20 protein-coding genes are annotated in these 19757 nt (G+C 66.4%); 7 read left to right on the forward strand and 13 right to left on the reverse strand.

Features of this window, described 5'->3' with window-relative positions:
- Positions 1–251 precede the first annotated feature (251 nt).
- A complete protein-coding gene (locus ABE85_RS04550) occupies positions 252–890 on the forward strand; it encodes a TetR/AcrR family transcriptional regulator (RefSeq protein WP_067281859.1) in 639 nt (212 codons plus the stop codon).
- An 8-nt stretch (positions 891–898) separates the two neighbouring features.
- Here ABE85_RS04550 and ABE85_RS04555 read toward each other — a convergent pair whose 3' ends face one another.
- From ABE85_RS04555 to ABE85_RS04565, 3 genes are read right to left on the reverse strand one after another with little or no spacing between them, the layout of a single operon-like run.
- Complete coding sequence (locus ABE85_RS04555; protein WP_067270431.1) at positions 899–1867, reverse strand: glycoside hydrolase family 6 protein; 969 nt, start codon at positions 1865–1867, stop codon at positions 899–901.
- Positions 1864–2400 (reverse strand): hypothetical protein, encoded by a 537-nt coding sequence (locus ABE85_RS04560; RefSeq protein WP_067270434.1) that lies wholly within the window; start codon positions 2398–2400, stop codon positions 1864–1866. The genes ABE85_RS04555 and ABE85_RS04560 overlap by 4 nt, the downstream gene beginning before the upstream one ends.
- A 4-nt stretch (positions 2401–2404) precedes the next feature.
- Positions 2405–3130: a hypothetical protein gene (locus ABE85_RS04565; protein WP_231993228.1), complete on the reverse strand. Its 726-nt coding sequence runs from the start codon at positions 3128–3130 to the stop codon at positions 2405–2407.
- Positions 3131–3346: 216 nt separating this feature from the next.
- On the opposite strand from ABE85_RS04565, the gene ABE85_RS04570 reads away from it, so the two are divergent.
- Positions 3347–3760 (forward strand): hypothetical protein, encoded by a 414-nt coding sequence (locus ABE85_RS04570; RefSeq protein WP_067270437.1) that lies wholly within the window; start codon positions 3347–3349, stop codon positions 3758–3760.
- A 237-nt stretch (positions 3761–3997) separates the two neighbouring features.
- Positions 3998–5191 carry a DUF3667 domain-containing protein gene (locus tag ABE85_RS04575; RefSeq protein ID WP_082938317.1) on the forward strand — a complete coding sequence of 398 codons (1194 nt, stop codon included), beginning with the start codon at positions 3998–4000 and terminating at the stop codon, positions 5189–5191.
- Positions 5192–5221: 30 nt separating this feature from the next.
- Here ABE85_RS04575 and ABE85_RS04580 read toward each other — a convergent pair whose 3' ends face one another.
- From ABE85_RS04580 to ABE85_RS04585, 3 genes are all read right to left on the reverse strand, one after another.
- Positions 5222–5440, reverse strand: a complete 219-nt coding sequence (locus tag ABE85_RS04580; protein ID WP_067270442.1) for a hypothetical protein — start codon at positions 5438–5440, stop codon at positions 5222–5224.
- A gap of 96 nt (positions 5441–5536) precedes the next feature.
- Positions 5537–5944, reverse strand: coding sequence for a hypothetical protein (locus ABE85_RS27350; RefSeq protein WP_157521926.1), 408 nt, complete (start codon positions 5942–5944; stop codon positions 5537–5539).
- 490 nt (positions 5945–6434) lie between these two features.
- Complete coding sequence (locus ABE85_RS04585; RefSeq protein WP_082938318.1) at positions 6435–8021, reverse strand: carboxylesterase/lipase family protein; 1587 nt, start codon at positions 8019–8021, stop codon at positions 6435–6437.
- Between the two features lie 472 nt (positions 8022–8493).
- Here ABE85_RS04585 and ABE85_RS04590 point away from each other — a divergent pair, with 472 nt between their 5' ends.
- On the forward strand, positions 8494–8877 hold the full coding sequence (locus ABE85_RS04590) for a hypothetical protein (RefSeq protein WP_067270445.1): 384 nt from the start codon (positions 8494–8496) through the stop codon (positions 8875–8877).
- A 61-nt stretch (positions 8878–8938) separates the two neighbouring features.
- On the opposite strand, the gene ABE85_RS04595 is transcribed toward ABE85_RS04590, so the two are convergent.
- The 4 genes from ABE85_RS04595 to ABE85_RS04610 form a co-directional block, all read right to left on the reverse strand.
- Positions 8939–9553 carry a DUF2185 domain-containing protein gene (locus ABE85_RS04595; protein WP_067270449.1) on the reverse strand — a complete coding sequence of 205 codons (615 nt, stop codon included), beginning with the start codon at positions 9551–9553 and terminating at the stop codon, positions 8939–8941.
- A gap of 63 nt (positions 9554–9616) precedes the next feature.
- Positions 9617–11482 carry a carbohydrate-binding module family 20 domain-containing protein gene (locus tag ABE85_RS04600; protein WP_067270452.1) on the reverse strand — a complete coding sequence of 622 codons (1866 nt, stop codon included), beginning with the start codon at positions 11480–11482 and terminating at the stop codon, positions 9617–9619.
- Between the two features lie 336 nt (positions 11483–11818).
- Entirely contained in the window at positions 11819–12880 is a 1062-nt protein-coding gene (locus tag ABE85_RS04605) for a nitrous oxide reductase family maturation protein NosD (RefSeq protein WP_157521928.1), read from the reverse strand.
- A 162-nt stretch (positions 12881–13042) separates the two neighbouring features.
- On the reverse strand, positions 13043–14455 hold the full coding sequence (locus ABE85_RS04610) for a PLP-dependent aminotransferase family protein (protein WP_067270460.1): 1413 nt from the start codon (positions 14453–14455) through the stop codon (positions 13043–13045).
- Between the two features lie 158 nt (positions 14456–14613).
- Here ABE85_RS04610 and ABE85_RS04615 point away from each other — a divergent pair, with 158 nt between their 5' ends.
- Positions 14614–14847 (forward strand): hypothetical protein, encoded by a 234-nt coding sequence (locus ABE85_RS04615; protein ID WP_067270463.1) that lies wholly within the window; start codon positions 14614–14616, stop codon positions 14845–14847.
- A 39-nt stretch (positions 14848–14886) separates the two neighbouring features.
- Here ABE85_RS04615 and ABE85_RS27355 read toward each other — a convergent pair whose 3' ends face one another.
- The 3 genes from ABE85_RS27355 to ABE85_RS04625 form a co-directional block, all read right to left on the reverse strand.
- Positions 14887–15036, reverse strand: coding sequence for a hypothetical protein (locus tag ABE85_RS27355; RefSeq protein WP_157521930.1), 150 nt, complete (start codon positions 15034–15036; stop codon positions 14887–14889).
- Between the two features lie 139 nt (positions 15037–15175).
- Positions 15176–16144, reverse strand: a complete 969-nt coding sequence (locus ABE85_RS04620; protein ID WP_157521932.1) for a hypothetical protein — start codon at positions 16142–16144, stop codon at positions 15176–15178.
- Positions 16145–16349: 205 nt separating this feature from the next.
- The gene (locus tag ABE85_RS04625) at positions 16350–17468 is read right to left on the reverse strand and encodes an ABC transporter substrate-binding protein (RefSeq protein WP_067270466.1); all 1119 of its coding nucleotides are present in this window, start codon (positions 17466–17468) and stop codon (positions 16350–16352) included.
- Positions 17469–17869: 401 nt separating this feature from the next.
- Here ABE85_RS04625 and kdpF point away from each other — a divergent pair, with 401 nt between their 5' ends.
- Positions 17870–17959 (forward strand): K(+)-transporting ATPase subunit F, encoded by a 90-nt coding sequence (kdpF, locus tag ABE85_RS04630; RefSeq protein ID WP_067270469.1) that lies wholly within the window; start codon positions 17870–17872, stop codon positions 17957–17959.
- A gap of 1 nt (position 17960) precedes the next feature.
- The gene (gene kdpA, locus ABE85_RS04635) at positions 17961–19754 is read left to right on the forward strand and encodes a potassium-transporting ATPase subunit KdpA (protein WP_067270472.1); all 1794 of its coding nucleotides are present in this window, start codon (positions 17961–17963) and stop codon (positions 19752–19754) included.
- The last annotated feature ends 3 nt before the right edge of the window (positions 19755–19757 follow it).

Here is a 19757-nt window from a genome sequence, read left to right on the forward strand (position 1 = left end):
GCGCAAACCATGCGTTGGAAGATGAGCGGAGATCTTATAGTCATGGCTATCTTTCCGGGGTGCTCGCCAACCCTGGAAGAATCCCGTAGCGCTCACGCCCGCCCACGCCTATGACCATGCCGCGCCGCAAGACATCCGAACCTGCTCCGGCCTCCGCGCTGGAAGCCGTGTCATCGGTCCGAGCCGGACGCGGTGCCGGGGTTGATCCCGCTCTCGCACCGGACGTCGCGCCGGATGCCACACCGGATTCCGTGACGGACGCGGTGACCGCGCCAGCGCTCGCCGGCAAGAAGCTGCCCGCACAGCAGCGCGCCACCGAGACCTACGAGCGCATCCTCGAAGCGGCGGCGCAGACCTTGATCGAGGTCGGCGTGGAGCGCCTCTCCACCAACCTGGTCTGCATGCGTGCGGGGCTGTCGCCGCCGGCGCTGTACCGCTACTTCCCGAACAAGTACGCGCTGCTCTTCGAGCTCGGGCAGCGCCTGATGCAGCGCCAGAACGAATGCGTGGCGAAGTGGATGTCGGTGGACGTGGTGCGGGCCGGCGTGCCGGCGCTGGAGGAGGCGCTGGCGGGGCTGCTGCTGGACACCTATGCGGCGACGCGCGACACGCCCGCGGGCGTGTGGATCATGCGGGCGATGCGGGCCGTGCCCGCGCTGCAGGAGGTGCGGCTGACCTCGCACGCGGCGGTGACCCAGGCGCAGACGCGGCTGCTCGTGAAGGCCTTGCCGGGGGCCAGGCGCGCGGAGCTCAAGCTCGCGAGCCGGATCGTCGTGGAGCTGATCTACGCGACGGTGGAGATGCTCTTCGACGAGAGCCTCAAGCCCAAGGAGGTCGCGCGCATCACGGCCGGGATGATGGCGAGCCACCTGGCGAAGGTGATGCGCTGAGGCGCCGGTCAGTACCCGTGGATCAGCTTGTAGGCCAGCTCGGGATCGAAGGTCCCCGCCTTCGCCGCGCTGGAGCCACACTGGCCGTCCGATAGCCCGGGGTTCTTGAGCCACAGGCGCATCTCGGGAGACTCCCCGGCGGCCGAGACCGAGGGCGAAACGCCGATCTTGCGCGCCGACGGATTGCACCAGTTGCCTTCGTAGACAGGCGGCGGACCATTCCCGTTCCGGCTGGTGTCGACGACGAAGGTCTTCGTCCCGAATCCGTCTTTCGCGAGCTCGGCCACGATGGCCTTGCCATAGGTGGTCTCGGTCAGGGTTGTCTTGAAGTTGGAAACGTTCAGCGAGAAGCCGCGAGCGTCCTTGACACCGGCCTGGCCGAGGAGATCCGCGGCCTGCGTCGCCGACAGCCAGCTGCTGTGGCCGATGTCGAGATAGACCTTGCTGAGCGGCGCCTTCTTCTTGAACTGTCCGGTGGCATAGGCGAGCAGCGACAGCCGCGTGGTCCGGAGGCTGTCGCACTTCGCGCTGCCCAGGTCCGCGAGCGCGTCGGGCTCGAGCACGATGATCGCGACGCGTGTCGCGCCCACGGCGGACGCGAAGGTCGAGATCCAGTCGCGATAGGCCGCGGCCGACGCCGCGCCGCCGCTGCTCTCTTCCCCACCGCAATCTCGCTGGGGAATGTTGTAGGCCACGAGGACGGGCGTGCGTCCCGCGGCGGCCGCCTTGCCGACGTAGCTCGCGACGTCCGCGCCGATGTCCGCGGTCCAGTCGCCGAACCAGCGCGCGGCTGGTTGACTGGCGATGCGGTCGCGGATGTCGTTCACGCGTCCGTCGGACGGATGGGCCTTCACCCACTTCTGGGCTTCGGAGTTCGGGTCGCCGTAGAAGTCGGCGGCGTGGGTGATGCCGGCGTGGCTGCCGGCGATGGCGAACAGCAGGGCAGGGAGGAGTCGCGCGACGCGTCCCCCGATCATCGGCAGACCTCTTCGATCCACTCGCGGGAACCGGGCTTCAGCGGGACCAGCCGTTGACCTTGCGCGCCGTCGGCGGCCAGGCAGAACTTGGCGCCGTAGCCATGCGTCGGATCGGACGGATCCGAAGGGCGGCCGTTCAGATAGACCAGATAGACGCGGTCGGGCTGCAACGGGGCCGGCGGCGTGCTGGTCTCCGCGCCGGGCGGCATCTGGCCATAGGCGATGCAGCTGGCGTTCGACATCGGTGCGCCCTGCGCGGGATCCACGCTCATGGACCACACCTTGGTCACCGGCTTGGACGACGCATCGGAGACGATCACCGCCTGCAGCCTCACGCCGGGATCGCGCTTCGCTTCCTTGGCCGTGAGCGTGAAGCAGGGCTTGGCGCCTTCCATCCGGACCTCGGCCTCGCCGCGGCGGGAGGTGGCGCAGGCGGAGCAGATCCAGGCGGACAGCGCGAGCAGCAGCAGCGGCTGCATCGGCCTGAACGGTTTCATCGGCTTGAGCGGTGTCATCGACTTCATGGACGTCATGGGCTCAGGGCAGGTTGGCCTTGTCGGCGGGATTGGCGATGAAGGCTTTGAGCACCTCTTCGAAAAGGGGCAGGTTCTTCGCGTATTGCCGCTGGCTCATGGCGTCGGGCGAATTCAGGTGCTTGAGCGCGAAGTAGTCGGCGAGCAGGTCGCCCTGGGCTTCCATGTTGTAGTCGCCCAGGGTCTGGCCGGACTTCAACTCGTACTGGTAGGACAGGCCGATGCGGATCGCGCCGCGCAGGCGCACCCAGTAGCCGAGCTGGTGTTGCCACACATGGACCATCTCGTGCATGAACCAGTGCTTGTCGCCGTCGTCGCCCTGGGAGAAGTCTTCCTTGAAGTAGCTCTTGTTGAAGTACATCTCGCCGTTGGGCGTCATGGCGGTGTTGTCGGGCTGCAGTCCGAAGGGCAGGTACTCGTCCTTGTGGACCTTGATGGCCGTGTAGTCGAGCGAGTCCTTGAACACGAGCCGCGCCATCGCGATCTCGCCGGTCGTGAGCCCGCGGGCTTCGCCGTCGGGCGTGGCGATGGGCTTCTGAGGCGCGGGCACGTAGGGGGCGCTCGCCGGCGGCGTGAAGTCGGCGGCCACGAGCAGCCAGTTGTCGCCGGCGGACGCGTCCAGGCCGACAGGCCCCGGGCGGGGCGAGTCGCCAATCCACTTCGTGCCCGGATCGGACATCAACCGGGCGACGTCCAACCCGAGAGGACCAGGAACGACGGCACGTGCCATGTGAAGCTCCCTGCAAGGCGCCGCGGGACAGTCCGGCGGCCAACGGCCCATGTTGCCCGGTCGGCGGAGTGGGTGCAAATGACTCTTGGCTAGTGACGGTAGCGGCCAGCTCGTCGGGCGTGTGAGCTGTGGGAGGGAACCCGGCCATGAGCCAGAATGTCCGAGAGAGCGGATGCGTCAGACGCGTCCAGGTGTTGTTGAACCACTGGAGTCGCCATGGCGTGGGACGTGTCACTGTTCAAGTTCAGTCAGAGGTACCGAACGTTAGAGGAGATCCCGCATGACGAGCGGCTATCCGACTTGGGGTCGCTGAAAGAAGTTCAAGGCGCCGTCACCGCGGTCTTCCCTGAAACCGATTGGACCGATCCGCACTGGGGCATTTTTGACAGTGTGTTGGGCTCGATCGAGTTCAACGTGGGCACGGACGATCCAGTTCAAAGCCTCGGCCTGCATGTACGTGCGGGCGACGCCGTCGTGGATGGCATTCTGCTGCTCTGTGAGCAGATGGACTGCCAAGCCATTGATGTGGGCGACGGAAGCTTCCTGGAACAGTCCGATGACCCCGCACGCGGCCTGCAGAAGTGGCGCGCGTACAGGGACCAGATCCTCACGCAAGGGAAGACGTCGTAGATCTCGGTGACGGTGAACCTGACGTCGAGCGACGTTGGGCTCAAGAACGCACGAACAAGCCCTGACCCTCAAGGGTGGGGGCATATCCCCCGCAGGCCCTGCAAGGGCTGAACCGCCAGAGGCTTTGATACAGATCGGAGGCCGGCAACGGCGGGTTTTGCCGACCTCTTGAGACGGGGAGCGGAGGGGATACTCCCCGCCGTGGCCGCGTTGCGGCGCTCGTCAGGGTGGGGTGCCATGAGTAGCCAAGTCGAGGCGGCCGGCGAGATGCTGGTGGGAGCCGCCGTTGCTCAGGAGATCGCCGGAGGCAGCGGCGCCGAGGCCGATGCCTCCAGGCCTGTGCACGGGTCCTGCGCCAACTGCGCCGCGCCGCTGCAAGGCGCGTTCTGCCACCGCTGCGGCCAGGCCGGCCACGTCCACCGCTCGCTGGCGCATCTGGCGGAGGAGCTGCTGCACGGCCTGCTGCATTTCGAGACCAAGGCCTGGCGCACCTTGCCGATGCTGCTTCTGAAGCCGGGCAAGCTGACGCGGGAGTACATCGACGGCCGACGCGTCCGTTACGTCTCGCCGCTGGCGCTGCTGCTGTTCCTGCTCTTCCTGATGTTCCTCGTGTTCTCGCTGACCAGCCCGACCGTGACGGTCGGCGGGGACCTGAATCAGGCTCAGCTCGCCAAGCTGAATCAGACGCTGGAGGCCAGCCGCGCCAAGCTGGGCGCGCTGGAGGCGCAACTGGCCGCAATGCCTGCAGGGGATGCGTCGCGTCGCCGCGTCGAGTCGGCCATTGCCGAGCAACGTGCGGAGGTGGTCGGGATCGAGCAGGCGCAGCTGTTCCTGGACCCCCAGCAAGCCGCGAAGGACCCCGAGGCCGCGCGTGCCGCCGCGCAGCAGGTCCGTGCTTCGCTGACGCGTTATCTGCCTTGGCTGGCCGCGCCCGGTGTCGACGGCAGGATCGACCGCGCGCTGAGCGAGGCGCAAGGGCCGATGCTGCAGATCGAAGGGACGTCCGGAATACCGGCCTTCGATCGCAAGATGAAGCATGCGCTGGAGAACAAGGAACTCGCGCTCTACAAGATCAAGGGCGCGGCGGCCAAGTTCGCGTTCCTGCTGATGCCGATCTCGCTGCCGTTCCTGTGGTTGCTGATGCTGTCCCGGCGCCGCTTCGGCATGTTCGACCATGCCGTGTTCTCGCTCTATTCGTTGTCGGCGATGGCGCTGCTGATGAGCGCTGTAGCGATCTGCGGGTATTTCGGCTTCGTCGGCGTGGCGGTCCTGCTCGCGACGGTGGTGCCACCGCTGCACATGTTCGCGCAGCTGCGCGGCACTTATGCGCTCGGCGTCGGCGCCGCGGCGTGGCGCACGGTGGCCTTGCTCTTCATCGCCGGGGGCGCGATCGTCCTCTACAGCTTGATGATCGTGCTGGCGAGCATGTGAGCTGATCACCTCGCGCTGATCAGCCGTCTCTCAGAGGCGAGAGCGTCGACTCGCCCACCTGTATCCAACGATGCCGCCCGTGATCATGCAGACCAACATGAAGGCGAGCGCGCCCATGAACGCGTCCCCGATGTCGGAGTCGGACCTGATGTAGCGCGGCCCGTACCAGAGCGCGAAGAGCTCCACGAGCCCGTAGGACAGGAGGGCAAACAGGACCGCGCCGAGAACGGCGAACAGTGCGCGCTTCATGTCATCTGCCAGAACCAGATGGCCTTGGCCTTTCTGTAGTCCGCTTGAAGGAAAGGTTAGGCGCCGGATGCGGCTCGGCAGGCTTACCGTTTGTGTTCATTGACGGAGTAAGCCCTCCAGTTTGGCGCCATGTTCCCGAAGGAAGCCATTACAGATGTCAATCTGCCGGGGCATGAACGCTTCCTCTCGCATCCTCTTGCCTGATTCCTCAGATAGCGCAGTGGCGCTTTTGAACTCGCCATCAAACTCTTGGAGCCAGCCCTCCATTGATGTATGTGTTCCGCCAAGCTTTGCGGCGACGCGCATAAGGGAACGCTGAAGATTTTCAAGATCGGCCTTTGCGTCCGCGCTCCGCTCGGCTGCGGCTCCCATGCCAAACACGACTGAACATCGGGTTGCCTGCTTAGCAAGTGAGATCGAAGAGGCAGGTGTGTGTGTCTGAGCCAGTGCGAGCGGATGGGCAAGGAAAACGCACGCGACCGCTACGATGGATCGGATGGACATCGAAGGTTTCATATTGGTGCCAAGTGGTGGCATGTTGCGCCTAACGTGTTGTAGGGCGACAGTCCTGCGCCCCAACATTGCCGCCCTCCGCATAACACGGCTAGGCCGGCTCGTCGGAAGCCGTTAAAGATTCACAGCATTTTCTTTTCGCTAACCGGACCATGGCACCAAAAATCCGGCAGAAGCGGCACGGGTTCCATCTGGTACGGCGCTCATGCGCTCAAACGAGGATAAGCCATTGGGGACCGGTGGGCCGATCCCAAGCGGTCGCACGCGGGCTTCAATCCCGGGATGACGCGGTCCGGGAGGGTCGCTGGCGTGGTCCGCTTCTGCTGCAAAACGGTCAAACGGCGCCGATCACTCGGCAGGCCTATCAACCTCGGACTCGTTGAGAACCTCAACGCCAGACGAACGAATTCGGCCCCGATGAGCCCGACCGTGCGCGCAGCACCCTCTCGCGAGTTGCGATCAGTAGAGTCGAGCCCTAGCCTCAGTGATCAGGCTCTGCAACGGCATCTCTGCCGCGCACCGCCTGAAACAGCGCATCCATCGCCTGCAAAGGTCCGGTGCCGGTCTCCGGCACCGGCTGAATCTTTGACCCCAAGAGCATCACCTGCGGCGGACGACCGGGCGCGCTGGGGTCGTAGCGCGGCCAACGTGGCAGACCTGCCCCATTGGGATTCCCGGTCTTGGCGAAGTTGGTCCAGTAGTCAGCCATCGCAGTGGCGAGGCGCTGGTCGGCGCGATGCGACGCCCAGCCCTGGACGGTGAGGGCATCGAACACGTAAGGCAGTTCGGCGCCGTGCGTTGCGCCAAGGCCGAACCACGGCGAGCCCGGGCGCGCGGGCGGCTGCTGATTGAAGCGGTACGCAAAGACGCTGCCCTGGCCCGTGCGCGCCTGCAAGCGCATCCATGTCCAGGTGTCATAGCCCATGCGCAGGTCGCCTTCGAACGCAGCCCGCGCGGCGCGAGCCTCGACGTCGGTCCTGGCGTGGTACCAGGGGCGCAGCGACGCAGGAAACTCACCGATCATTTCGGCGATTCCTTTCTCCAGCGTCGCTGCCGTCACCTGCTTGTCGGCGATGAACAGCTGGCCCTCGTCGGCATTCCAGCCGATCAACATGTCGGCTGGCGCCTGCCGGCCTGCGGCATACACGGCCCACGGCTCCTGCGGCAGCATCTCGTTGTCGAGGATGAAGTGGAAGGAAAAGCCCCGCTGTGCCTGGACGATGGCAGCGGCGGGCACCTTGCGAAGCGCCTCGAGGGTGGATGCGCCCAGCGCCTGCGCGAAGCGCGCCCCTTCGGCCTGAGCGCCTTTGAGACGGAACGCGTCGCCGCCCGCCATCGCGGGCGGAATGAAGACCGCGCCACTCTGGCCGATCACACGTCGGAACAGCCCACGCGCCGGTGGCGATACGGTCAGGAGATTGACCGACATCGCGCCCGCGGACTGGCCGAACAGGGTGACGTTCGCCGCGTCGCCGCCGAACGCGCCGATGTTGTCGCGCACCCAGCGGAGCGCCGCCACCTGATCGCGCAGACCGAAGTTGCCCGAGCTCGCCTGGGCGTTCTCCTGCGACAGCGCTTCGTGGGCGAGGAAGCCGAACGCGCCGAGGCGGTAGTTGAGCGTCACGACGATGACGCCGCGCTTTGCCAGTCGGCTTCCGTCGTACAAGGGCGCCGAGCCGGAACCGTCCGTCCAGCCGCCGCCGGGGATCCAGACCATCACGGGCAGGCGGGCGTTGGCCGCGACGCCCGACGGCCGCCACACGTTGAGATAGAGGCAGTCCTCGCTCTGTGGCTCCACGGGCGTCCCGATCGGCCACGGTTGACCGCCCTGCATGCAGGCTGGCCCGAACCGAGTCGCATCCCGCACGCCGTCCCAAGCGAGCGCCGGTTGCGGTGCGCGCCAGCGCAGGTCGCCGATCGGTGGCGCCGCGAAAGGTACGCCCTTGAACGAGTCGACGTTGCCGGCTGTCGCGCCGCCGAGTTCGCCTTCGGCAACTTGGACGTTCGCAGCCATGACCAGCGAACTGAGGGTCAGGGCGGCGAGGCCCAAACAGGTGCGCAGAGCCATGCGTGCTTTCGTGGTGAAAGTGTCGACTCTCTTCCGCCCATTCCATGGCGGCAACGGTCGAGCGACGAAGCGTAAGAAGCGTCGGACGATCTGCAAGCGTGGATCACCCCAGAGCTGGTCTATCGGCGAAGACAGCAAGCCCTGACCCTCAAAGGTGGGAGTCCATCCCCCGCATTCCCACCAAGGAACGAATCGCCCGAAGTCTTTGATATAGATCAGAGATCGAAGTCCCGATCGGACGGAGCATGGACTCCGGTGCTTCAACCCACCACAACGAAGCTGGCGCCGGTTCTGAGACTGACGTCGGGCCTTTGATCATTCGGTCATGGGCGAGATGGGCCTATCCGTGAGGATGGCCGCACGTCCCTTCGTCGTGAGTTGAACATCTCGCCCACCTCTCTGGTCGATCCGTTGGCATGTCGCCTTCGACGCTGGAGCCGGTGGACTCCAACCTTGATCGAGGTAGTACGACATGGCAAGTTTCCAACAAGCACGCATCGACGAGTCCGACAAGCCGTTGCGCTCGCGCCATCCGCTCGCGGGCTGCGATCAGCAGACGCTGATCCACCTGCAGCACGGCTGGGGCATGACGGAGCCGCAGATCTTCGGGCCGCGCATCGGCTCCGATGCGATCTGCCTGCGCGCGGATCTGACGACGGGCTCGGCGCTCGCGAACCTGCGCGCACTGCTGGTGAGCGGCGCATCGATGCTGGCCATGCTCGCCGACAACAGCGCGGAGGGCGATCCGGCCAAGCATGTGGCGAATGCAGTGAAGGAGTCGCTGCGCGAAGGGCTCGGCATGCTGGGCGTCGTGGAGCGCGCGGTGGATGACGATCGGAGGAAGGTCACGTCTTGAGAGCGGGCGTCGGAGGTCGCGAGGTAAGGGCAGTTGCCGATCACCTCGCGGCGGTCAAAGCTCAGCCTCGCGAATCCGGAACGAAAAGCCCCGATGCCTCATCACGCTTGAACGCCGAACCTGCTGGCTCGTCCAGAAGGTGAAGGACCGAATCGTCCCTCGACAGCACGGCACCCAGGGACACGTAGGCGAGGTTGTCCGTGTCCTCCATGTACTCGTCCGTCTCGTCGCCGGCCGTGAACCGCCAGCCGCTGTCCTGGTCTTCGTCCGGTGCCTCTCGATAGAGGAAGCAGATCGCCTGGCCGTCATGAAGGATCCGGTTCGTCACGAAGGCGCGCTTGATGAACCGGGCGGTGAAGTCGTGGGGATCGTGGTGCTCGGTACTGATGATGTGCCGCGCCTCGAAGCTCACCGGCTCGCCAGCCTGGAGGCCCCGGATGTGCCGCGGGTCGTTGTCCAACCGGCCCTCGAAACGCGCGTCGGGGTGGACAGCGTCCACGAGCACCCACATCCGCTCGACGTGGACGTCGTCAGCCTCGTCGCCATGACCTCGGAAGATCAGCTTCACGACCTCGCCGACCGCGACCTTGGCGAGGACTTCCGGCGACGGCTTGTAGAAGGTGTATGGGTTCGCCGCCGCGGTCTCGGTGGGATCGTCGAGCTGCCAGTTGAGCATGGGGAGAGATCGGTAGAGCGGACAACGCAGCCATTGTGATCGCGCCGGAACCTTCGAGCGGACTCAGAACTTGAAGGCGCCGTCAGACCGCGCCTGGGAGCCGCTCGCGCAGCTCGTGAACTCGCGGTTGCCGCTGCTGGTGGCCTGGTTGCTTTCCCAGACCGCCGACGAGCCGTTCCACTTCACGTACTTGTATTGGATGGCGGTGCCGGCGGGCAGGGTGACGGTCCCTGTCCACGGCACATTGGCGCCCGAACCCTGGATGGTCAGTGCGAAGCCGGAGCCCGGCGCCCAGGCGCCCAATCCGGCCACGCTGCCCACGACGCGCAGGTTCTGGCCGACCACCGTGTTGGCGTTGGCGATCGTGAACGTCACGGCGCAGCTGGCGGTGGCGCCGCCGCTGACCTTCTGACCCGTGTAGATCGCCACCGCAGGCGTGCTGCCGCTGGTGTTGGCGGGCACCGTGAAGCTGGCGTTGCCGCCGGCGTCCACGGTCACGGTGTCGGCCGTACAGCCGGTGCCGGCGGCATTCTTCGTGCCGTTGATGACGTTGCAGTACGTGCCGGCAGCCAGTCCGGTGGCGAAGCTGCGGGTCCAGGCGCTGCCGCTGTTGTTCAGCGCGACGAAGCCGACGTTGCCGCGGCTGAAGGCGACCTGGTTGGCGTTGTCGCCGACGATCCAGTTCTGCTGCGCCTGCCCGATGCTGGCGTTGCGGAAGGCCACCATGTTGGCCAGCGGCGTCCAGCGGTGGGCGAAGTCCCAGGTCACGTTGATCTGCGGCACCCCGCCGCTGTAGGGGCTGGTGGTGGGGCGGTCGGCGTCGGTGTTGCTGAACTTGAAGCCGGAGTACAGCTGCGCCTCGGCATAGCCCTGGGCCAACATGAAGACGTTGGCCAGCGTGTAGCGCTGGTTGGCGGCGTCGTTGCCGGCCGCGTTGTTGATGTTGAGCGAGCTCCCGTTGCGCTCGGTGTCCCAGTTGGTGACGAAGACCGTGGCGTTCTGCGGCTGGAGGAAGCCCCAGCTGCCGCCCCAGTTGCCCCACGTGCCCATGATGCCGGGCAGGCTGGACAGGGTGTTGCCGTTGTAGCCCCGGAACACGTCGCGCATCGCGTACGGGAACTGGAACTCGTTGATCGTGCCGACGGGAAGGTAGCTCGGCCGGTCCACCTCGCCGTCGTTGATGATCTCCTGCGTGACCCAGATGTCCTCGCCCTGCAGCGTCTTGGGATAGGTCGCCTTCACGGCGCCCATGATGGCGGTCCACGCGCCGGCCGGCATGTGTTTGGCCGCGTCGATGCGGAAGCCGTCGATGCCCAGCGCCAGCAGGGCCTTCAGGTAGTTGGCGATCTGGCCCTGCACGTAGCTGCTCTCGGTCGCCAGGTCGGGCAGGCCGCCGAGGCGGCAGTTCTGGACATTGCCGCGGCCCGCCGGCGAGTTGTAGTCGGCGTCGTTGATGTTGCAGTTGGCGTGGAAGTCGCTGGCGCTGAAGAAGGGGTAGCTCAGCGTCGCGGCGTTCCAGGTCGAGCCGTCGGTGGCCGTGCCGCTGCCGTCCGCCATCTGGTTGACGACGATGTCGGCATAGACGCGCACGCCCGCCGCGTGGCAGGCGTTGACCATGTTCTGCAGCTGCGCGGGCGTGCCCATGCGGCTGGTCAGGTTGGTGTAGTTGACGGGCTGGTACACGCCCCACCAGCCATTGGCGTTCTTGGACGCGCCGGGCGGCGAGATCTGCACGCCGCCGAACCCTTTGGGTCCCAGCCATTGCGTGCATTCGGTGGCGATGTCGGGCCAGGCCCACTCGAACATCTGCACCGACGTGCTGTTCGGATTGAGGGCCTGCGCGGGACTGCCGATGGCGGCTAGGGCGAGGCCGGCGGCGGCCGTCAGGGCGTGGGCGAGCCGGCGGCTCGAGAAGGGCAGCTGGGGCATGTTGTCTCCGGTGTTGATCGACCGCCGCCCTCGTCGCGGGGCGGCTGGTGTCGGCCAATCGACTGCATGCCATGGCCGCTTCTCCTCATCGGAGAAGTGCCACAACTCTAGACTTGCACGCGCCGGAGGTGCGTAGGAAAACTACCAAGTCACGCCGTTTGCCTATAGATATTGATCGGCTGATTTGTTTTTGATTGTAGTTTCGCTACTGAAGTGCCTTGAGCGTCAATGGGCCGCACCGGTACGCGAGGCCGCCAGCCACGGCTCCAGCACCTGGTGGCGTGCCAGGCGTTGAGTGGTGGCGGTGGCGGGGCCTCGATCAGCTGAGCGAGAGGGTCAGCGGTCGCCCAAGATGCAGGTGCCGCTCATCTCGCCGCCGAGCGGGTTGTTCATGCGGTTGTGCCGGATCACATAGGGCAGGATCTGGCACTCCACGAGTGCCGCAGCGGTTCGCCCGCGCACGTCGTTGAGGGTGAACTGGATGTTCTGCGCATAGAAGCCCTGGAGCCGGACCGCCGAACCCTGATCGGCCCTGTTGCCTTCGAAGACGTTGCCGATGACGTAGGCGCGATCCATCGGGTCGATGACGTCCGCATTGATGCCGCCCCCGCCGATTCCGGGCTCGGTCAGCGAATTCATGGCGATGACGTTTCTTGAGATGTCGACAATGCCGCGAGAGACATTGATGGCACCGCCGGAGTACCCGGCCTGGTTGTTGCGGATCACGTTTCCTGTGATCCGGACCTTGGAGCCGTGGATCTCGATGCCCCCGCCGTTGGCGGCCACCCGATGCCCCGTGATGAGGTTGTCCGAGATCACCGACCAGCGCGGTCGTCCTTCGAGGCCGCTGTTCAGGAAGATGCCTCCGCCGTCGCCCGCGCCGCGGCATTCGGCCGGCTGGGGGTTGCCCTCGATCCGGTTGTGATGGATGAACGACAAGGAGTTGCTGGCGAGCCCGGCCCCATAGCAGGCGGCGTTGCCGGTGATGATGTTGTGGCTCACCGTCACGACTGCGGCGTCCAGCACCAGTCCCCCACCGAAGCCGCAGCGCAGCCCGTCGCCCTCAAATGGGCCCCATGCATTCGTGATCTTGAATCCGGTGATCGTGACTTGCTCGGTGCCCGTGCCGTTCACCCAGATGACATTGCAGGCCCGGGCGCCGTCCAGCGTCGTCTTCTCGGCGCCTTGGAGGGACCGGAGCGTCAGGGACTTCTCGATCCTCAGGGGGCCGCGATACACCCCGGGAGACACCAGCACGGTATCGCCCGGTTGCGCGGCGTCGATCGCGGCCTGCACGGTGGCGTGCTGCTCCGGTACCTGCAAGGTCGCTGCGTGGGTTGCGGCCGCGGTGACGGCGAAGGCGATGCCGACCAAAGATCTGATCACAAAAACGTTCATTGAATTCCCGTTCGAGACACGTTGAAGGGTGCCCCTGACTGCGAGGCGAGCGCAGTCTATTGACGGGGAAACGGCGCGGATATCACCCTGAAGGGCGGGGGACGCTGTGTCATTGCGGATGGTTCAAGGTCTGCTCCGTGGCGTGGAGGATCGCCTCAAGCGCTATCGCACGAGCACCTTCGCAATCTGCCCCAAGGTCCTCAGCGCGCCCTCGACCTGCGCGTTGTCGGGATGTCCGAAATTGAGCCTCAGGTGGTGCGTGAAGCGAGGCTCGGCCGAGAACAGATGCCCCGGCGCGATGCTGATGTCATGGGACAGGGCGACGCGGTGCAACTCCAGCGCATCGATCTGGGAAGGCAGCTCGACCCAGACGCAATAGCCGCCCTCCGGTTGGGTGACGCGGGTGCCTTCAGGGAAGCATTTGGCGATGATCCTCAGCACGGCTTGGCGATTCGTGACGAGCGCCTGCCGGAGCTGCCGCAGGTGCCGGTCGTAGCCGCCCCGCCGGAGGTACTCGCTCAAGCCCTCCTGCATCGGCACCGGGGTGGCCAGTGAACTCATGAGCTTGCGACGACTGACGTCCCGCGCGAACCGGCCCGCGGCCGCCCAGCCGACGCGGAACCCGGGCGCCAGCGACTTCGAGAACGAACTGCAGTGCAGCACCAGGCCGGCCTTGTCCCAGCCCTTGGCGGGCCGTGGGCGCGAACCGAAATACAGCTCGCCGTAGACGTCGTCCTCGATGAGCGGGATCTCGCGCTCGGCGAGCAGCGCCACCAGCGCCGCCTTGGCGGCATCGGGCATCAGGCTGCCCAAGGGGTTCTGGAAGTTCGGCATCAGCCAGCACGCCTTGACCGGATGACGGTCGAGGACGGCCGCCAGCGCCGCCACGTCGACGCCGGTGCGCGCATGGGTCGCCACCTCGACCGCCTTGAGTCCGCGGCGCTCCAGCGCCTGCAAGGCGCCATAGAAGGTCGGCGACTCGATGGCGACGAGGTCGCCCGGCTTCGTGACCGCCTCCAGGCATAGGTTCAGGGCCTCCATCGCGCCGTTGGTCACGACGATCTCGTCCGCGTCCACCTTGCACCCGGCGCCCAGGTAGCGCAGGCCGATCTGGCGGCGCAGTTCGGCACTGCCCGGCGACAGGTCCTCGACCGTGCGCCAAGGGTCCAGCCCGCGCGCGGCCTTGCCCAGCGCCAGGGCCAGCTTGTCCAGCGGGAACAGGGTCGGGCTCGGAAACGCCGAGCCCAGCGGCACGACCGCCCGGTTGCGCGACAGCCCGAGCACCTGGAACACCAGCTCCGACACCTCGACGCTGCGCTCTTCGGCGAGCGGGTCCGACGCGTGGGGCTCAGGATGCTGCGGGATCGCCGCCTGGCTGACGAAGTAGCCGGACCGGGGCCGCGCCTCGATCAGGCCGCGGGCCTCCAGCAGGTAGTAGGCCTCGAAGACCGTGGAGGGGCTGACGCCGCGGTCCTTGCTCGCTTCGCGGACCGAGGGCAGGCGGTCGCCGGGGCGCAACTGCCCCGCGGCGATGGACGCCGCCAGGTCATCGGCAAGGACTTCGTAGCGCTTCATGAGGGGATGCTGATATGGCCCGTTGCGTGGAGCGATGGCACTGTATCGGCTACCTTCCGTTCACTGGGAATTCCCTCTCAATCGCCCATCTGATCCGGTGTTTTTACAGAAATCTGAATCTGTATTTTTCAGACCGGCAGGAGCACAGTCTCACCATCATGGAATGGGTCCCCACACTCTTCATCGTCTTCAAGGCCACCGTGCTGTGCATCGGCATGTTCTACGCCGTCAAGTGGCACTACGACCAGGGCAGGAAGAACGGCGCGGAGAAGCAGCGCGCGGTGCTCCTCGCGTGCGCCAAGCTGGTCGGTGTCTTCGTGGTGCTGGCGGTGGTCCTGTTGTTCCTGACCTTTGTCGTCGGCAAGTGGCTCGGGCTGGACTTGAACTTCTGACGGGAAGCCGGCGCAAGGCCTGGCCCCAGCAGAGGTTCCTCAGCGCTTCGCCGGCAGTTGGATGGCGTGCCGCGTGACGCCGCTGATCTCGACGTCGAGATCCACTGCGTGCGCCAGCGACGCTCCCAGCAGGAAGGCCGCGCCGATGAGCGCGACAGCAGGAGAGAAGCGGGCAGGGCGGATCGGCATCGGAGACTCCAGAAGGCGACCCGGGGACCAGGTCGATGCTGCGCACTCTAGGAAGTCGTCCGGGGTCAGGCCTTGCGCTTCAGATGAAGCGGCAGGCATTGGCGCGAATCGACGGGGGAAGGGCGCGAGTGGGAGGGGGCTATCCGCCCGCGCGACCGAACTTCACGATCCCGCTCCGTCCCGGAATCTCGGCGTAGCGGCGCACCCCTTCCGGGTGCCAGCTTTCCTTGATGCGTGCGCCCTGGTCCTCATAGAACTGCCGCAGTTGATCGACGTTGTCGATGATGGACCACGTGCCTCGATTGCAGGCCGCCAGGGGGAAATCGCCCGGCCGGGCCACTGCGGAGAGGAAGCCTCCGTCGGTGTGGACCTTCGCCTTTTCCCGCGACAGCATGTGGCTGCGGAAGTTGACCTGAGGACCATGCTGCACGACCCGGTGTTCGCGGTCGCCGACGGGCCGGTTCGGGTCGATGCGGGCCACCGCCGCATTGAGCCGGCCGATCGCCCGCTTCTCTTCATGCGATCCGGCGAGCGCCGTGCGAGGCCGGCCTGCGCCCTGGAACACGATCAGGTCGTGCATGTCGTAGTCGCCGCTCAGCAAGGACCGTTGCCAGTCCGGGGACTGCTTGAGCCGACGCAACGAACCCTCGAGGTCCTCCATGTCGATCGGCAGGATCACCCGCTGTCCCTGCGGCGATTTCTGCGTCGTGTAGAGGCCGGCGAGTGCCCCGGTCTCCGGATGCCAATGACCGACGAATCCCTCGATGCCGGCGGACCGGACCCGATCGAGCATCTCCGGACCGGCGTCGAGATAGGCCTTCAGGACGGAGCCGGGCTTGATGGTCTTCTCTAGCACGTCGTGACCCTTGGCACCCGCGCCCAGCGACAAGGCGTGCAGGGTGGGCGCGCCGGCCGCCCGGAAGGTCACCGTGAAGTTGCCCTCCCGCGTCGCGGCCTCGATGGCGTCGATGTGGTGATTCAGGATGAATTCGCGCGCGACCCGATGGCGGATGCGGTCCTGCGCGCTGTCGCGGCGAGACGCCACGCGGGCGTCAATGGCAACGCCGGAGAAGTCGGGAGAGCCCGCTGACGATCGAGTGACTTTCATGGCGCCGGAGCGTAAATGCCATGGTCATGCAACGAACATTGCAGATCGCTGTCAGAGCGCGCCGGTCCGACAGTCAGATCTTGCAGTTCTCTGGTGAGACTTGTCAGGTCGGATCAAGAACCATCCTGTCGATGGTTGTCGATCCGCCATCGCGTACACCCGCGCGGAAGCCGGCGGCAGGTGCCAGAGAAGGTGATACCGACCGTCAGCGCCGGACCTTCCCGTCCTCCGTGAGGATGGTCATGTCCACATACCGCGACCCGGCGTGCTTCTGTCCCGAGAAGCTGAGGAAGAAGCCGCCCAGGTCGAGCTGGCTCTGCGCCTCCAGGCCGCTGATGATGTTGGACGGCGACGGGTCGTTGCCCGCGCGGCGCAGGCCTTCCACCAGCGTCTTGGCGGCGATGAAGCCTTCCATCCCCGTGTAGCTCGGGTCCGACTTCGCGGCCTTCACGCGTTGCAGGTATTCGCCCGCGATCGGCGTCAGGCCCGAGAACGGGAAGGGCACGACCTGCGACACCACCACGCCGCGCGCGTCCTTGCCCAGCTCCGAGGCCAGCGCCTGCGCGCCGACGAACGAGAAGTTGTAGAAGTTCCCCAGGAAGCCGACCTTGCGCGCGCCCCGGATGAAGGCCGCGCAGGACTTGTACGCCGCCACCTGCACGATGCACTCGGGCTTGCCCGCCATCACCGCGTTCAGCGACGTGGCCACGTCGACGGAGTTGCGCTCCACCGTGCCTTGCGACACCGGGGCCAGGTTGTGCTGCTTGAGCGCCGCGGTCACCGCCGCCAGGCCGGCCTGGCCGTAGGCGTCGTTCTGGAAGAACACCGCCACGCGCGTGATGCCCACCGAGGTGATCTGCTTGACGATCTCCGCCGCCTCGTCGTTGTAGGACGCGCGGACATGGAACAGGAAGCGGTTGAACGGCGTGCGCAGCGCTTCCGCGCCGGTGAAGGGCGCCACCAGCGGGATCTTGGCCGCCGTCAGCAGCGGCAGCGCCGCCAGCGTCGTGGGCGTGCCCACGTAGCCGAACAGCGCGTTGACGCCGTCCTCGATCAGGCGCCGCGTGTTGGCCGCGCAGCGCTCCGGCTCGTAGCCGTCGTCCATGCTGCGCAGCTCGATGCGCTTGCCGTTCACGCCGCCGCGCTGGTTGACCTGGTCGAAGACCAGCATCGCGCCTTCCTTGAACTGCTCTCCCAGTTCCTTCGCCGGGCCGCTGAAGGGCGCGGACTGGCCCAGCAGGATGCGCGAGTTGTCGGCGAAGGCAGGCAGGCTGCCGGCGCCCGCGAGGGCAGCGAAGTTCTGGAGCAGGTGGCGGCGGTTCATGGAGCTGACTTCCTGGCGCTTTTGGAAAGGCGAGGATCTTCGGCGACGACGTTGACGGAAACGCTATGCAATAACCGCAAGACCGGATTTTCCCCAGGCCGTGTGGACTATGTCACAGCCGCTTCATCTTGAAACATCTCCCCCCTGCAAGGGTGTTGACGCGTCGACGGCCGCCGGAAGGCCGTCGGCGAGCCATCTTTATGGAATCTTGATACCGCCGGCGCCAGCTTCTACAGCCCCTTGAGGCCCCCGTTCCTAGAGTCCATCCATCCCATCCCGCCCTCAATCGAGAGGGCATGGGACCGCAAAAAAATGGATGCACTCTTTCTCGGATTGAGCGTCGTGCTGTTCCTCGTGGCGGTGGGCCTGGCCGTGGCCAGCCATCGTCTGGAGGCCAAGCAATGACCGCGCTCTACTGGTTGACCGGAACGATCTCCGCCGGTCTGTTCGTCTATCTCCTGGTCGCCTTGTGGCGGGCGGAGGAGTTCTGACATGACGAACCTCGCCTGGGCCAACCTGGCCCTCTACCTCGTCGTCACGCTGCTGCTCGCGTGGCCGCTCGCCCGCTGGATCACCGCCCTCGCCAAGGGGCAGATGCCCGGCTGGATCGCGGCCGTCGAGCGTCCGATCTTCCGACTCGCCGGCATCAAGCCCGATGAAGGCATGGGCTGGAAGCAGTACGCGATCGCGCTGCTGATCTTCAACTTCATCGGCGTCATCGCCGTCTACGCGCTGCAGCGCCTGCAGGGCGTGCTGCCGCTCAACCCGCAGGGGATGGGCGCGATCAGCCCGGACTCGTCGTTCAACACGGCCATCAGCTTCGTCGCCAACACCAACTGGCAGGGCTACGGCGGCGAGTCGACGATGAGCTACCTCACGCAGATGCTCGCGCTGACGGTGCAGAACTTCCTGTCCGCCGCCACCGGCATCGCGGTCGTATTCGCGTTGATCCGCGGTTTCGCCTCGCGCCTGTCGGGCCACGTCGGCAACTTCTGGGCCGACATGACGCGTTGCACGCTGTGGCTGCTGCTCCCGTTGTCCCTCGTGTTCGCGGTCGTCTTCGTCCAGCAGGGCGTGATCCAGAACTTCGACGGCTACCGCACCGTGCAGACCGTCGAGGCGCAGGACTACCAGACGCCCAAGCTCGGCGCCGACGGCCAGCCGTTGAAGGACGCGAAGGGCGAGCCCGTGATGGAGCAGCAGCACACGCAGGAGCAGTCGCTCGCGATGGGCCCGGTCGCGTCGCAGGAAGCCATCAAGATGCTGGGCACCAACGGCGGCGGCTTCTTCAACGCCAACTCCGCGCATCCGTACGAGAACCCGACCCCGTTCACCAACCTGCTGCAGATCGTCGCGATCTTCGTGATCCCGGCCGCGCTGTGCCTGAGCTTCGGGCAACTGGTCGGCGACCGTCGGCAGGGCGCCGCGATCCTGGCCGCGATGAGCGCGCTGTTCATCGTCGGCGTGCTGGTCGCCACGCCCGCCGAGCAGGCCGGCAATCCGCTGGTGGCCGCGCAGGGCGTCGACATCCAGGCCAACGAGCTCCAGGCCGGCGGCAACATGGAAGGCAAGGAGACGCGCTTCGGTATCAGCGCCAGCTCGCTGTTCGCCGTCGTGACCACCGCCGCCTCCTGCGGCGCGGTCAACGCGATGCACGACAGCTTCACCCCCGTCGGCGGCGCCGTGCCGCTGGTGATGATGCAGCTCGGCGAGGTCGTCTTCGGCGGCGTCGGCACCGGCCTGTACGGCATGCTGGTCTTCGCCATCCTGGCCGTCTTCATCGCCGGCCTGATGATCGGCCGCACGCCCGAGTACCTGGGCAAGAAGATCGAGCCCTTCGAGATGAAGATGAGCGCCGTCGCCATCCTCGTCACGCCCATCGTCGTGCTCGCGGGCACCGCCATCGCGGTCCTCTCCGGCGACGGCAAGGCGGGCATCGCCAACCCCGGCGTGCACGGCTTCAGCGAGATCCTCTACGCCTTCACCTCGGCGGCCAACAACAACGGCAGCGCCTTCGCCGGGCTGTCCGCCAACACGCCGTTCTACAACACGCTGCTCGGCATCGCGATGTGGCTCGGCCGCTTCCTGGTCATCGTCCCCGTGCTGGCCATCGCCGGCAGCCTGGCCGCCAAGAAGCGCATCCCCGTCGGCGAGGGCACGCTGCCTACCCACGGCCCGCTGTTCGTCGTCCTGCTCATCGGCACCGTCCTCCTGGTCGGCCTGCTGAACTACGTGCCCGCGCTCGCGCTGGGTCCCGTCGTCGAGCACCTGATGCTCTGGAAGTGACCC

Origin of the sequence: Mitsuaria sp. 7 (genome assembly GCF_001653795.1) — a bacterium.
Taxonomy (GTDB): domain Bacteria; phylum Pseudomonadota; class Gammaproteobacteria; order Burkholderiales; family Burkholderiaceae_C; genus Roseateles.